Here is a 13,068-nt window from a genome sequence, read left to right as displayed (position 1 = left end):
GAAGGGACCTGACTCATGGGAGCGCAGCTCCGGGTCTACAAGCGTCGCATCCGTGCCATCACGGCGACCAAGAAGATCACCAAGGCGATGGAGATGATCGCCGCCTCGCGCATCGTCAAGGCGCAGCGCAAGGTGGCGGCGTCGATGCCGTACGCGACCGAGCTCACCCGTGCGGTGACCGCGGTGGCGACCGGTTCGAACACCAAGCACGCCCTGACGACCGAGGTCGAGCAGCCGACCCGTGCCGCGATCCTGCTCATCACGAGCGACCGCGGTCTGGCCGGCGGCTACTCCTCGAACGCCATCAAGCAGGCGGAGCGGCTCACCGAGCGGCTGCGCGCTGAGGGCAAGGAGGTCGACACGTACATCGTCGGCCGCAAGGGTGTCGCCTACTTCGGGTTCCGCGAGCGCAAGGTCGCGGATTCGTGGACCGGCTTCACCGACAGCCCGGCCTACGCCGACGCCAAGCGCGTCGCCGGACCGCTGATCGAGGCCATCCAGCTGGACACGGCCGAGGGCGGCGTCGACGAGCTGCACGTCGTCTTCACGGAATTCGTGTCGATGATGACGCAGAACGCGGTCGACGGCCGGATGCTGCCGCTCAGCCTCGACAAGGCAGAGGAGGAGGACGGCGCGAAGGGCGAGATCCTTCCGCTGTTCGACTTCGAGCCGTCGGCGGAGGACGTCCTCGACGCCCTTCTGCCGCGCTACGTCGAGAGCCGTATCTACAACGCACTGCTGCAGTCGGCCGCTTCCGAGCACGCCGCCCGCCGCCGCGCGATGAAGTCGGCGACCGACAACGCCGGAGACCTCATCAAGAGCCTCTCCCGGCTTGCCAACGCGGCCCGCCAGGCCGAAATCACCCAGGAAATCAGCGAGATCGTCGGTGGCGCGAGCGCCATGGCTGACGCGACCGCGGGGAGTGACAAGTAATGACGACCACTGTTGAGACGGCCGCCGCCACGGGCCGCGTCGCCCGGGTCATCGGCCCGGTCGTCGACGTGGAGTTCCCCGTCGACGCCATGCCCGAGATCTACAACGCCCTCAAGGTCCAGGTCGCAGACCCGGCCCAGGACGGCGCGCTGAAGACCCTGACCCTCGAGGTCGCGCAGCACCTGGGTGACGGCATCGTCCGTACCATCTCGATGCAGCCGACCGACGGCCTGGTCCGCCAGGCCCCGGTGACCGACACGGGCGAGGGCATCACCGTCCCCGTCGGTGACTTCACCAAGGGCAAGGTGTTCAACACCCTCGGTGAGGTGCTGAACTACCCGGAGGAGAACGCCAACGTCACCGAGCGCTGGCCGATCCACCGCAAGGCGCCTCGCTTCGACGAGCTCGAGTCGAAGACCGAGATGTTCGAGACCGGCGTCAAGGTCATCGACCTTCTCACCCCGTACGTCAAGGGTGGAAAGATCGGTCTGTTCGGTGGTGCCGGTGTCGGCAAGACCGTTCTGATCCAGGAAATGATCTACCGCGTCGCCAACAACCACGACGGTGTGTCGGTCTTCGCGGGCGTCGGTGAGCGTACCCGTGAGGGCAACGACCTCATCGAGGAAATGGCCGACTCGGGCGTCATCGACAAGACGGCGCTTGTCTTCGGCCAGATGGACGAGCCCCCGGGCACCCGTCTGCGCGTCGCGCTTGCCGGTCTGACCATGGCGGAGTACTTCCGCGATGTGCAGAAGCAGGACGTGCTCTTCTTCATCGACAACATCTTCCGTTACACCCAGGCCGGTTCGGAGGTGTCGACCCTTCTGGGCCGCATGCCGTCCGCCGTGGGTTACCAGCCGAACCTGGCTGACGAGATGGGTCTGCTGCAGGAGCGCATCACCTCGACCCGTGGTCACTCGATCACCTCGATGCAGGCGATCTACGTCCCCGCGGACGACCTGACCGACCCGGCGCCGGCGACCACCTTCGCCCACCTCGACGCGACGACGGTTCTTTCCCGTCCGATCTCCGAGAAGGGCATCTACCCGGCCGTGGACCCGCTGGACTCGACGTCCCGCATCCTCGACCCGCGGTACATCGCGGCGGACCACTACGCCACGGCGATGCGCGTCAAGGGGATCCTCCAGAAGTACAAGGACCTCCAGGACATCATCGCGATCCTCGGTATCGACGAGCTGGGCGAGGAGGACAAGCTCGTTGTCCACCGTGCCCGTCGTGTCGAGCGCTTCCTGTCGCAGAACACCCACGTGGCGAAGCAGTTCACCGGTGTGGACGGTTCGGACGTTCCGCTCGAAGAGTCGATCACCGCGTTCAACGCGATCTGCGACGGTGACTACGACCACTTCCCCGAGCAGGCGTTCTTCCTGTGCGGTGGCATCGAGGACCTGAAGGCCAACGCCAAGGAGCTGGGCGTCTCCTGATCCGGCGCGCTCCGCGAGGAGCGCATCCGGTTCGCAGGCCACCAGCGAACGCTGACAGTGTCTGCAGACGGAGAGGGGCGGGTATGTCCCGTCCCTCTCCCCACGCCCATTAGAATTTGACCCAACACCCGGCCGACCCGCCGGGTGGTGACCCGAGGAGCCACCTTGGCTGCTGAGCTGCACGTCGAGCTGGTCGCGGCGGACCGCAATGTCTGGTCCGGCGAGGCCACCCTTGTTGTCGCCCGCACCACGTCCGGCGACATCGGCGTCATGCCCGGTCACCAGCCGCTTCTCGGTGTGCTGGAATCGGGCCCTGTGACCATCCGTACCAGCGGGGGCGACACTGTCGTCGCGGCGGTGCACGGCGGTTTCATCTCGTTCGCGGACAACAAGCTGTCCCTGCTGGCCGAGATCGCCGAGCTCGCGGACGAGATCGACGTCCAGCGTGCGGAGCGGGCACTGGAGCGCGCGAAGTCGGAGGCCGATGCGGCCGCCGAGCGTCGCGCGGATGTCCGGCTGCGCGCCGTAACGGGCTGAACACCCGTCGGAGTTTGAACCGCTGAGTTCCGGGGGGCGACCTCCGGGGCACGGCAGACCTCAGCCGCGGTCCGTTCTGGAGTTTTCCAGACCGGGTCGCGGCTGAGGCGATGCAGGTCGTTTTTTTGGCATGCGGTATTCGATGAGCGAGGAGGTCGGTGAAGATGCTCCTCGCTCTGCTTGTGAGCGGCCTGGTCGTAGCCCTGGTGGTGATCGGGCTGTTTGTCTTCGGACTGCGCCGCAGACTCATCCAGCGGTCCGGCGGCACCTTCGACTGCAGCATGCGCTGGGGGGTGCCCGAGGAGGCAGACACCTCGGGCAAGGGCTGGGTGTACGGGGTCGCGCGCTACAGCGGCGACCGGATCGAATGGTTCCGGGTGTTCTCGTACTCCCCGCGCCCGCGCCGGCTGCTGGAGCGTTCCTCCATCGAGGTCGTCGCCCGCCGGGCCCCGGAGGGCGAGGAGGAGCTGGCCCTGCTCTCCGATGCCGTCGTGCTCGGCTGTGTCCACCGGGGGACCCGCCTGGAGCTGGCGATGAGCGAGGACGCGCTGACCGGCTTCCTGGCGTGGCTGGAGGCGGCGCCGCCCGGGCAAAGGGTGAACGTGGCCTGAGGTATTCCGGACGTATTTCAGACGTGAAGAAGCCGGGGAGGCGGGGGCGGACCCTTCTCCCCGGCTTCGGTCTTGCTACTGGAGCCCGGTGTGGATCGCGTTCGCGAGCTCACCGTTGCCGGTGTCGCCGCTGAACTCCCAGAAGAAGGCTCCCCTGAGGCCCTGCTGCTTGGTCCAGGTCATCTTCCCGGCGATGGTGGCGGGGGTGTCGTAGCTCCACCAGTTGCTGCCGCACTTGGCGTAGGCCGTGCCGGCGATGGTGCCGGTGGCCGGGCAGCTGTTCTTGAGCACCTTGTAGTCCTCGATGCCCTGCTCGTAGGTGCCCGCCGCCGGTCCGGTGGCCGTGCCGCCGGGTGCGGCCTGGGTGACGCCGGTCCAGCCGCGGCCGTAGAAGCCGATGCCGAGGTTGAGCTTCGAGCCGGCCACGCCCTTGGCCTTGAGCTTGGCGATGGCGTCGGCCGAGTTGAAGCCGGCCTGCGGGATGCCGGTGTAGGAGGTGAGCGGGGAGTGCGGGGCCGTCGGGCCCTGCGCCGCCCACGCGCCGAAGAAGTCGTACGTCATGACGTTGTAGAAGTCGACGTACTGGGCGGCGCCGCCGTAGTCGGCCGCGTCGATCTTGCCGCCGCTGGAGGCGTCGGCGGTGATGGCCGCGGTGACCAGGTTGTTCGCGCCGAACTTGGCGCGGGTCGCCTGCATCAGGTTCTTGAACGCGGCCGCGCCGCTGGTGTCGCAGGACAGACCGCAGGCGTTCGGGTACTCCCAGTCCAGGTCGATCCCGTCGAAGACATCGGCCCAGCGCGGGTCCTCGACCAGGTTGTAGCAGGACTGGGCGAAGGCGGTCGGGTTGGCCGCGGCCTGCGGGAATCCGCCGGACCAGGTCCAGCCGCCGAAGGACCACAGGATCTTGATGTTCGGGTAGGCCTTCTTCAGCTTGCGCAGCTGGTTGAAGTTGCCGCGCAGCGGCTGGTCCCAGGTGTCGGCCACGCCGTCGACGCTCTGGTCGGCGGTGTAGGCCTTGTCGTAGTCGGCGAAGGCGTCACCGATGGTGCACTGGCCGTTCTGGACGTTGCCGAAGGCGTAGTTGATGTGGGTGATCTTGCTCGCCGTGCCCGACGTGACCAGGTTCTTCACGTGGTAGTTGCGGCCGTAGATGCCCCACTCGGTGAAGTAGCCGAGCTTGACCTTGCCGCCCGGGTCCGGGGGCGGGATGGTGCCGCCGAGGGTGGTCACCGACAGGCCGCCGGAGGACGGGCCGGTCTGGTCGATCGTGTCGCGGGCGGTGACGGTGTAGTTGTACGTCGTGCCCTTGGTCAGGCCGGAGTCGCCGTAGCTGGTGCCCGTGACGGTCGCGATCTTGGCGCCGCCGCGGTAGACGTCGTAGTTCTTGACGCCCTTGTCGTCGGTGGCCGCGGACCAGCTCAGGGTCAGCGAGGTCTCGGTGACGTTGCCCGCGGTGGGGGTGCCGGGCGCGGTGGGGGGAGTGTCGCCCGGCTGGGAGCCGTCACAGGAAGCGCCGTTGATCTTGCAGCCGCTGGGGGAGCCGCTGCCGGCGCCGTTGAACCCGAAGCTGGCGCTGCCGCCGGGGGCGAGGGTGCCGTTCCAGCCGACGTTCTTGCCGGTCCAGTGGGTGCCGGAGCTGGTGACGGTGGCGTCCCAGGCGGAGGTGACCGAGGTGCCGGCCGGGTAGTCCCACTCGACGGTCCACGAGGTGATGGTGGTGGTGCCGGTGTTCTTCACCGTCCACTTGCCCTCGAAGCCGGTGCCCCAGTCGGAGACCTTGGTGTACGTCGCGGTCGCGGACGTGGCGGCCTGGGCGGGGCCTGCCAGCACGACGAGCCCGGTGACGGGCAGGGCGAGGGCGGCCACGATCGCCGCGACCCGCGTGAAGAACCGGGTACGCCTGGTACGGGGTGGGGATGCTGTGCTCAAGGGTGATCCTCCGTAGGTCCGTCGTGGTCGTGGGGCCGACTCGACATGGGGGTGGGACCTGCGCCGCCCGTGAGCACGCTTTGTCATGGCACGCTCACCACAGTGTTGCGGTGAGAGTAGAAAGGTCTGGACCAAGCGTCAAGAGGTCCAGACCTCATGCCGGAACTTCCCCCGGCGGGGTGCCGGATGGCGCGGGCTAGAGGCCCAACTCCTGCGCCATTACGGCGGCTTGGACCCGGCTGCGCAGCTCCAGCTTCCCCAGCAGCCTGCTGACGTGCGTCTTCACCGTCGCCTCCGCCATCTCCAGGCGCACGGCGATCTCCGCGTTCGACAGGCCCTCGCCCAGGCAGGACAGCACCTCGCGCTCGCGGCGGGTCAGCGTCTCCAGGGCCGGCGGGGCGGCAGGCCGGGCCGGGCGCGCCGGAGTCGCGAACTCGGCGATCAGCCGCCGGGTCACCGCCGGGGCGATCAGACCCTCCCCGCGCGCGACCGTCCGTACCGCCTCGATCAGCTCGGAGGCCTCCGCGTTCTTCAGGAGGAAGCCCGAGGCCCCCGCCCGCAGCGCCCCGAAGACGTACTCGTCGAGGTCGAAGGTGGTCAGCACCAGGACATCGGCCAGCCCTTCCGCGACCACCTGGCGGGTCGCGGACACCCCGTCGAGCTTCGGCATCTGCACGTCCATGAGGACCAGATTTGGCCGCAGCTCCCGGGCGAGGCGCACCGCCTCCTCCCCGTCGGCCGCCTCGCCCACCACCTCGATGCCGTCCGCACTGCCCAGGATGAGCACCAGCCCGGCCCGCACCGCGCTCTGGTCCTCCGCCACCACCACGCTGATGGTCATGCCTCCACCGCCCCTTCCTCCGCGGGCAGCGTTGCCCGCACCCGCCACAATTCGCCGGTCCGGCCCGCCGAGAACTCCCCGCCCAGCAGCTCCACCCGCTCCCGCATGCCGATCAGCCCGGCGCCGGAGCCGGGGGCCCGCGGGCCGGGGCGTTCCCCGTAGGGGGAGTCCACCGCCACGGTCAGCTGCCCGTCCGCCCGGGCCACGCGGACCGTGACCGTGCCCGCCACCCCGTGCTTGAGGGCATTGGTCAGCGACTCCTGGAGGATCCGGTACGCGGCCAGCTCCACCGGGGCCGGTACCCGTTCCCCCGGTGGCCGGTCGTCGTGGAGTACGAACTGCAGCCCGCTGGCCGAGCCATTGGTACGGGCCTGGCCGAGCAGGGCCTCCAAGCCGTCGAGCGAGGGCACGGCCACGGCCTCCTGCTCCGCCCCGGCGTCCCGCAGCAGCCCGATCAGCCGGCGCATCTCGGCCAGGCCCTGGACGCTGTTCTCCCGGATCACCCCGAGGGCGTCACGGCTGGTGTCGGCCCGGTCGATGGAGAGCGCGGCCGTGGAGTGGATGGCGATCGCGGAGAGGTGGTTGGCCACCATGTCGTGCAGCTCCCGGGCCATCCGGGCGCGCTCGGCGGCGACCGCCTGGCTCCGGTCCATCTCGGCCAGCAGCGCGGTCTGCTCGGCTCGCAGCCGGGCGGCCACGGCGGCCTCGCGGTGGTTGCGCAGGGTGGCTCCGGTCAGGGCCGGGGCGAAACTGACGAGGCCGGTGACCACGCCGATCAGCAGGGCTTCCGGGGTGCGCAGCCAGGCCAGGAAGCCGATGGTGACGGCCACGGTGATCAGACCGGTGCTCACCGGGAGCCGCCGGGCCGTGGCGGGCTTGCCGTAGACGACGGCTGCGTACATCAGGTCGGTGAAGATCAGGACGGTGGTGAGGCTGCCGACCGTGAACTCGTTGGCGATCACGCCGAGGGTGCCGACGGCCAGGGCCACCGAGGGCATGGAACGGCGCAGCAGCTCCATCGCGCTGAGGACCACGAGGGGGACCAGGGCGGCCCATGCGGGCAGGAGGTGCCGGTTCGAGCTGCTGTAGATGCCCAGCGACCACATCACCAGGCCCACGAGGAGGCCGGCCACGGCGAGGATGACGTCGTGGCGGTGGGGGCGCAGGCTCTTCGTGATCACGATCCCATCCAACAGGGTGCGCGGGGCGCCGACCTCGGCGGAGAGGCCGAGTTGTCAGTACATCGAAGGATGCAGTCGCAGGTCGTCAGTGGTGACGACGCATCGGGCCCGGCCTGCCGGGAGTCTGGGAGTACGTCGCACACCCGAGCGGAACGGAGAGTCCCGTGATCGTCGCGCTGATCATCGCCTGTGAGGTCGGCTTCTGGGTACTGCTGGCCCTCGGCCTGGCCCTGCGCTACCTGGCGAAGATGCCGAGGCTGGGCGCGGCGGTCCTGCTGTGCGAGCCGCTGATGGAGCTGGTCCTGCTGGTGGTCACCACACTGGACCTCAAGAACGGAGCCGAGCCGGACTGGAAGCACGGCCTCGCCGCCCTGTACATCGGCTACACCGTCGCCTACGGCCACTACACGATCAAGTGGCTCGACGGCCACGCCGCGCACCGGCTGGCCGGCGGACCCAAGCCGGCCGGTGCCGGATACGGGAAGGCGCGGGCCGTCCACGAGTGGAAGCTGTGGATCCGGACCATCATCGCCGCGGCCGTCGCCCTCGCCCTGCTCCAGATCGCGATCTGGTACGTGGGCGACGCGGGCGACGTCAGCTCGCTCAAGGCGTGGCAGTTCGGCGCCCTGCGGGCGGTGGGCATCCACGCCCTGATCGCCGTCGCCTACACGGTGTGGCCGAAGAAGGCCCCGGCGGGCGCCGAGGAGCGGCCCGCGCTCGCCGGGACGGAGCGCTAGCGCTCGCCGCCCGGCACCCACAGCACGTCCCCGACCTCCTTGTTGGCCGTACGGGCCAGGATGAACAGGAGGTCGGACAGGCGGTTCAGGTAGGTGGCGGTCAGCGGGTTCATCACCTCGCCGTGCACCTCCAGGGCCGACCAGGTGGAGCGCTCGGCGCGCCGGACCACCGTGCAGGCCTGGTGCAGGAGGGCGGCGCCGGGGGTGCCGCCGGGGAGGATGAAGCTGCGCAGCTTCTCCAGCTCCTCGTTGAAGACGTCGCAGTCCGCCTCCAGCTTGTCGACGTAGAACTGCTCCACGCGGAGCGGCGGGTACTGCGGGTTCTCGACCACCGGGGTGCACAGGTCCGCACCCACGTCGAACAGGTCGTTCTGCACCCGAACCAGGACCTTTACGACCTCTTCCGGCAGGCTGCCGAGCGCGATCGCCGTCCCGATGGCCGCGTTGGCCTCGTTGGTGTCGGCGTACGCGGAGATCCGCAGATCGGTCTTGGCCGTGCGGCTCATGTCGCCGAGCGCGGTCGTGCCCTTGTCGCCGGTACGGGTGTAGATGCGCGTGAGGTTCACCATGCCGCCAGCGTAGTCCGGGCCAACTGCGGGCATCCGCCGCACTGCTGGGCCGTCCCGGTGTGATGTCCGTCATCTGAGACGTGACGCGTGTTACTTCACGGTCACACCGCACCGGCCGGGCGCTAGTCTCCGCCGGAGTGGCTACGAGACTGGGCCGTTTCGCGACCGGGCCTTGACCGGGCTTTAGAGCCCGGGCCCTTTCGCGACTGGGCCTTTTCAAGAACAGAGGGGTGTGCAGTGGCTGGGAAGCTTGCCGTCATCGGTGCCGGCTTGATGGGGTCCGGGATCGCTCAGGTCTCCGCGCAGGCGGGCTGGGACGTCGTCCTGCGCGATGTCACCGACGCCGCGCTGACCCGTGGCACGGACGGGATCAAGGCCTCGTACGACAAGTTCGTCTCCAAGGGCAAGCTCTCGGCCGAGGACGCCGAGGCGGCCCTCGCGCGCATCACGACCACGACCGACCTCGACGCCGTCGCCGACGTCGACATCGTGGTCGAGGCCGCCTTCGAGAAGATCGAGATCAAGCACGAGATCTTCCGTGCCCTCGACAAGATCGTCCGTGAGGACACGATCCTCGCCTCCAACACCTCCGCCATCCCGATCACCAAGATCGCGGCCGTGACGGAGCGTCCGGAGCGGGTCGTCGGCGCGCACTTCTTCTCGCCCGTTCCGATGATGCAGCTCTGCGAGCTCGTCCGCGGCTACAAGACGAGCGACGAAACCCTGGCCACCACCCGCGCGTTCGCCGAGTCCGTCGGCAAGACCTGCATCGTCGTCAACCGCGACGTCGCCGGTTTCGTGACGACCCGTCTGATCTCCGCGCTGGTCGTCGAGGCCGCAAAGCTGTACGAATCCGGCGTGGCTTCCGCCGAGGACATCGACATCGCGTGCAAGCTGGGCTTCGGGCACGCGATGGGCCCGCTGGCCACCGCCGACCTCACGGGCGTCGACATCCTGCTGCACGCCACGAGCAACATCTACACCGAGTCCCAGGACGAGAAGTTCGCGCCGCCGGAGCTGATGCGCCGGATGGTGGACGCCGGGGACATCGGCCGCAAGAGCGGACAGGGCTTCTACAAGCACTGAGGCCTTACCACTGAGCGCCATCGTTCGAATGCCCTCACCCTTCAGGGTGAATTAGGTATCGGTTCGCTCACGGTCGGCAACTTCCCTGCCCGTGCGGCAGTCAGTTGCAGTGAGAGTTGCCGACCACGGACCAGTCGGACCATACGTACGCAGTACCGCCGGGAGTACACATGCACATCAGGGGCGACCACGCCGAACTCGTCGTCGGGGGTCGCCTCGACGTGCGCAGCGCGGCGGACGCCCGTACGGTCCTCCACACCGCCCTCGACGACGGCCACGGCGACCTCGTGCTCGACCTCACCGGGCTCGACTCCTGGGACGCGACCGGCCTCGGCGTGATCATGGGCGCGCACCGCAGGGCCGGCCGGACCGGACGGCGCCTCGTACTGCGCGGGGTGCCGCCGCAGATGCAGCGGCTGCTCGTGGCCACCCGGCTGCACCGGATCCTCGCGATCGAGGGCGGACTGGAAGCGGAGTCCCTGCCCCGGGTGTGAATCTGGCGTTCCGTTTTCCTGCGGAAACGTAACGGTCCGGTGGTGATGGCACCCCCGCGGTTCCCCGCACGACCGGCCACGGTCTAGGGTTCGGGCGGAAACCGGACCAGTAGCGGCAGCGGCGTGTGCGAAGGCCGGGCGGTACGACGGCGAGGCGCACGGCGCGATCGGGGGACTTGGTCATGGACCACATACAGGGGCAGGCCGATCCGGAGGAGCAGTCCGGGGGTGCCGCCGGGCTGCCGCCCGCGCTGCCCGCGAAGGCCGGGCACGCGCCCGCACCGGCGCCCGTGGGGCCCGCCCGGGTCGTCACCCTCACCGCAGGCGAGTTCACGCTCACCGTCAACCCGGTCGACGGCAGCGAGATCGAGCCGCTCCGGCCCGGCACGCGCCCCGGCCGCCCCGCCAAGCGCGACGCGGCCGCCCGCACCGCCCGGGCCGCCGCCGCCCGGCCGCCCGTCCTGCCAGGCCCTCCCGTACCCGCCCGGCCGCTGCTGGAGCGCGAGGAGGAGCGGGAGCGACTCGTACGGCTGCTGGGCCGGGGGCGGTCCGTACGCCTGACCGGACCCTCAGGCTCCGGCCGCACCGCGCTGCTCGACGCGGTGGCCGCCCACTGCGCGGGCCTGGCCCCCGATGGCGTCGTACGGCTCTCCGGCCACGGGCACCAGCAGCCCGCCGAGCTGCTCCAGGCGCTGTACGCGACGGTGTACGAGGCCTCGGACCAGCGGCCCGACCGGATCGAACTGCTGGCCCGCGTACGGGACATCGGCGCCATCGTCCTCCTCGACGACCTGGAGATGGGCGGGCCCGCCCTCGACGAGCTGCTGCACGCCACGCCCGAGTGCGCGTATCTGCTGGCCGCGACCCCCGAAACCCGCTCTCCCTCCGACGACTCGCACATCGAGGAGGTCTTCCTCGGCGGGCTGGGGAAGGCCGACTGCCTGGAGCTGCTGGAGACGCGCCTCGGCCGGCCGCTGACGGACCTGGAGACCGCCTGGGCTTCCGATCTGCGCTTCGCCTCCGAAGGGCTCCCGCTGCGCTTCGTACAGGCCGCCGCGCTGCTGCGGCAGCGGGACGAGCTCAACCACACCGCCGAGGACGACGACGAGGAGGAGCCCGGCGTCTTCGACGAGCGCCCCCGCGACGCCGTGGAGGTGCCGCTGCCGACGCTCGCCGAGGGCGCGGCCCCCGCGGAGCTGCTGGCCTCGCGGGTCAGCGAGTCGGCGCGTGCCGCCCTGCGGATCGCCTGCGCGCTCGGCGGGGAGCTTCCGCACCACGCGCACCTGCCGGCCCTGGTGGGGGACACCCACGCCGACTCGGCGGTGTCGGAACTGCTGGACTGCGGGCTGCTGACACCGGTCGGCACGCGCTACCGGCTGGCCGCGGGCGTCGCCCGGCAGCTGGAGGAGGTCGGGTACGGGGACACCGCGGCCGAGGAGGCCCGTACGGCCGCCCGGCACTACGCCTGGTGGACCGGGCACTCCTCGGTGACCCCGGAGAGGGTCGCGGCCGAGGCGGACGCGGTGCTCTGCGCACTGTCCGGCGCGGACGTGGTGGCGGCCGTGCTGCTGGCGCGGACGGCGGCCCCGGCGTTCGCGGCCTCGCGGCACTGGGAGGCGTGGGAGCGGGTGCTGCGCTCGGGCGCCGAGGCCGCGCGCAAGGCGGGGGAGGTCGCCGAGCAGGCGTACTTCCACCACGAACTCGGCGTGCTCGCCCTGTGCGAGGGACGCCTGGACCGGGCACGGGCCGAGCTGGAGACCTCGATCGGGCTGCGCGGGGCGCTGGCCGACAAGCGGGGCACCGTGGCGGGCCGCAGGGCGCTGGCCCTGGTAGTGGACCGGGAGGCCGCCGAGGTGGCGGCTTCGCCGCCGCTGCGGCTGGAGGCGCCGGCCCTCCCCCCGGCTGCGGCGCCCGCGGCCCTGCCCCCGGCCCCGCCTGCCGCCGCGGCCGGCTTTCCCGGCCAGGCCGCCCCCAAGGCCGTGGCAGCCCCCGTTGCCCCCGTGGCCCCTGCTGCCCCTGTGTCCTCCGCCAAGTCGGAGGCCGTGACGCGGGTGGCTCCGGTAGTGCCCGTGATCCGGCGTCAGGAGCCGCCCACGACCCTGTCGGAGGTGTTCGAGGACGCCTTCCCGATCTCGCCGAAGCCGGAGCCCGCCGCCCCGGCCCCCCGTCCCGCCCCACAGCCGGCTCACGACGGCGCCGCCCGTCGGCGCCGGGTGCTGCTGGCCGGGGCGGGCGCGCTCGCCGTGGTCGCGCTGGGCACGGTGGTGAGCCTCGCGATGAGCTCTTCGGACACCTCGGCGCCGCCCGCGCAGAGTCCGGCGGTCTCGGGCACCAAGACGCGGTCGGCTCCGCCGGTGGTGCCGGGGGCCAGCGGGAACGATCCCGCACCGGATCCCTCCGACCCGGCGGCCCCGCCTTCGGAGTCCGCCACCCCGGGGGAGACCACCTCCCCGACGACCCCGGGCCGTACCCCGTCCCGTACGCCCTCGCGCCGCCCGCAGTCCACCCCGCCGCAGCCGCCGACCTCCTCGTCGGTCTCACCGCCGCCGACCTCCGCGGAGCCGTCCGCGTCCCCGACGCCCACGGAGACCGCCCCGCCGTCGCCGACGGCCACCTCGGGCACGGGTACGGGTACGGCGTCGGCCACCGCTGGGGGTACCCCCGGACGGAGTCTGGGGGACGGCCCGTGAACGCCGATGGCTCCGTCC

General features: G+C 70.8%; 12 protein-coding genes. 8 read left to right on the top strand and 4 right to left on the bottom strand.

Annotated elements, in window-relative coordinates; genetic code table 11:
• The first annotated feature begins 15 nt into the window (after positions 1 to 15).
• The 4 genes from JIW86_RS14800 (at position 16) to JIW86_RS14785 (ending at position 3,523) form a co-directional block, all read left to right on the top strand.
• Positions 16 to 933: a F0F1 ATP synthase subunit gamma gene (locus JIW86_RS14800; RefSeq protein WP_257554160.1), complete on the top strand. Its 918-nt coding sequence runs from the start codon at positions 16 to 18 to the stop codon at positions 931 to 933.
• On the top strand, positions 933 to 2,375 hold the full coding sequence (gene atpD, locus JIW86_RS14795; RefSeq protein WP_031150522.1) for a F0F1 ATP synthase subunit beta: 1,443 nt from the start codon (positions 933 to 935) through the stop codon (positions 2,373 to 2,375). Before JIW86_RS14800 ends, atpD begins: the two co-directional genes overlap by 1 nt.
• 165 nt (positions 2,376 to 2,540) lie before the next feature.
• On the top strand, positions 2,541 to 2,912 hold the full coding sequence (locus JIW86_RS14790; protein WP_031150521.1) for a F0F1 ATP synthase subunit epsilon: 372 nt from the start codon (positions 2,541 to 2,543) through the stop codon (positions 2,910 to 2,912).
• Positions 2,913 to 3,076: 164 nt separating this feature from the next.
• Positions 3,077 to 3,523: a DUF2550 domain-containing protein gene (locus JIW86_RS14785; RefSeq protein WP_257554150.1), complete on the top strand. Its 447-nt coding sequence runs from the start codon at positions 3,077 to 3,079 to the stop codon at positions 3,521 to 3,523.
• Between the two features lie 75 nt (positions 3,524 to 3,598).
• Here the strand turns inward: JIW86_RS14785 and JIW86_RS14780 are convergent, their stop codons facing one another.
• From JIW86_RS14780 to JIW86_RS14770, 3 genes are all read right to left on the bottom strand, one after another.
• Positions 3,599 to 5,539, bottom strand: coding sequence for a glycosyl hydrolase family 18 protein (locus tag JIW86_RS14780; RefSeq protein ID WP_416237568.1), 1,941 nt, complete (start codon positions 5,537 to 5,539; stop codon positions 3,599 to 3,601).
• Positions 5,540 to 5,648: 109 nt separating this feature from the next.
• Positions 5,649 to 6,293: a response regulator gene (locus tag JIW86_RS14775; RefSeq protein ID WP_257554146.1), complete on the bottom strand. Its 645-nt coding sequence runs from the start codon at positions 6,291 to 6,293 to the stop codon at positions 5,649 to 5,651.
• Positions 6,290 to 7,471 carry a sensor histidine kinase gene (locus tag JIW86_RS14770; RefSeq protein WP_257559326.1) on the bottom strand — a complete coding sequence of 394 codons (1,182 nt, stop codon included), beginning with the start codon at positions 7,469 to 7,471 and terminating at the stop codon, positions 6,290 to 6,292. The genes JIW86_RS14775 and JIW86_RS14770 overlap by 4 nt, the downstream gene beginning before the upstream one ends.
• A gap of 167 nt (positions 7,472 to 7,638) precedes the next feature.
• Here JIW86_RS14770 and JIW86_RS14765 point away from each other — a divergent pair, with 167 nt between their 5' ends.
• The gene (locus JIW86_RS14765; RefSeq protein WP_257554144.1) at positions 7,639 to 8,211 is read left to right on the top strand and encodes a hypothetical protein; all 573 of its coding nucleotides are present in this window, start codon (positions 7,639 to 7,641) and stop codon (positions 8,209 to 8,211) included.
• On the opposite strand, the gene JIW86_RS14760 is transcribed toward JIW86_RS14765, so the two are convergent.
• Complete coding sequence (locus JIW86_RS14760) at positions 8,208 to 8,780, bottom strand: cob(I)yrinic acid a,c-diamide adenosyltransferase (RefSeq protein WP_257554142.1); 573 nt, start codon at positions 8,778 to 8,780, stop codon at positions 8,208 to 8,210. The two genes, JIW86_RS14765 and JIW86_RS14760, sit on opposite strands and share 4 nt — an antisense overlap.
• A gap of 237 nt (positions 8,781 to 9,017) precedes the next feature.
• Here JIW86_RS14760 and JIW86_RS14755 point away from each other — a divergent pair, with 237 nt between their 5' ends.
• The 3 genes from JIW86_RS14755 (at position 9,018) to JIW86_RS14745 (ending at position 13,050) form a co-directional block, all read left to right on the top strand.
• On the top strand, positions 9,018 to 9,866 hold the full coding sequence (locus JIW86_RS14755; protein ID WP_215148884.1) for a 3-hydroxyacyl-CoA dehydrogenase family protein: 849 nt from the start codon (positions 9,018 to 9,020) through the stop codon (positions 9,864 to 9,866).
• Positions 9,867 to 10,036: 170 nt separating this feature from the next.
• On the top strand, positions 10,037 to 10,360 hold the full coding sequence (locus JIW86_RS14750; protein WP_215148886.1) for an STAS domain-containing protein: 324 nt from the start codon (positions 10,037 to 10,039) through the stop codon (positions 10,358 to 10,360).
• A gap of 182 nt (positions 10,361 to 10,542) precedes the next feature.
• A complete protein-coding gene (locus JIW86_RS14745) occupies positions 10,543 to 13,050 on the top strand; it encodes an ATP-binding protein (RefSeq protein WP_257554139.1) in 2,508 nt (835 codons plus the stop codon).
• Positions 13,051 to 13,068 lie beyond the last annotated feature (18 nt).

This window comes from Streptomyces sp. NBC_00162 (assembly GCF_024611995.1).
GTDB lineage: Bacteria > Actinomycetota > Actinomycetes > Streptomycetales > Streptomycetaceae > Streptomyces.
This window is presented reverse-complemented; position numbering and strand designations above follow the sequence as displayed.

Excerpts from the sequence above, each read along its gene's own strand:
- JIW86_RS14800 (WP_257554160.1), top strand. The coding sequence starts at position 16 with ATGGGAGCGCAGCTCCGGGTCTACAAGCGTCGCATCCGTGCCATCACG.
- atpD (WP_031150522.1), top strand. The coding sequence starts at position 933 with ATGACGACCACTGTTGAGACGGCCGCCGCCACGGGCCGCGTCGCCCGG.
- JIW86_RS14785 (WP_257554150.1), top strand. The coding sequence starts at position 3,077 with ATGCTCCTCGCTCTGCTTGTGAGCGGCCTGGTCGTAGCCCTGGTGGTG.
- JIW86_RS14780 (WP_416237568.1), bottom strand. The coding sequence starts at position 5,539 with ATGACAAAGCGTGCTCACGGGCGGCGCAGGTCCCACCCCCATGTCGAG.
- JIW86_RS14775 (WP_257554146.1), bottom strand. The coding sequence starts at position 6,293 with ATGACCATCAGCGTGGTGGTGGCGGAGGACCAGAGCGCGGTGCGGGCC.
- JIW86_RS14760 (WP_257554142.1), bottom strand. The coding sequence starts at position 8,780 with ATGGTGAACCTCACGCGCATCTACACCCGTACCGGCGACAAGGGCACG.
- JIW86_RS14750 (WP_215148886.1), top strand. The coding sequence starts at position 10,037 with ATGCACATCAGGGGCGACCACGCCGAACTCGTCGTCGGGGGTCGCCTC.
- JIW86_RS14745 (WP_257554139.1), top strand. The coding sequence starts at position 10,543 with ATGGACCACATACAGGGGCAGGCCGATCCGGAGGAGCAGTCCGGGGGT.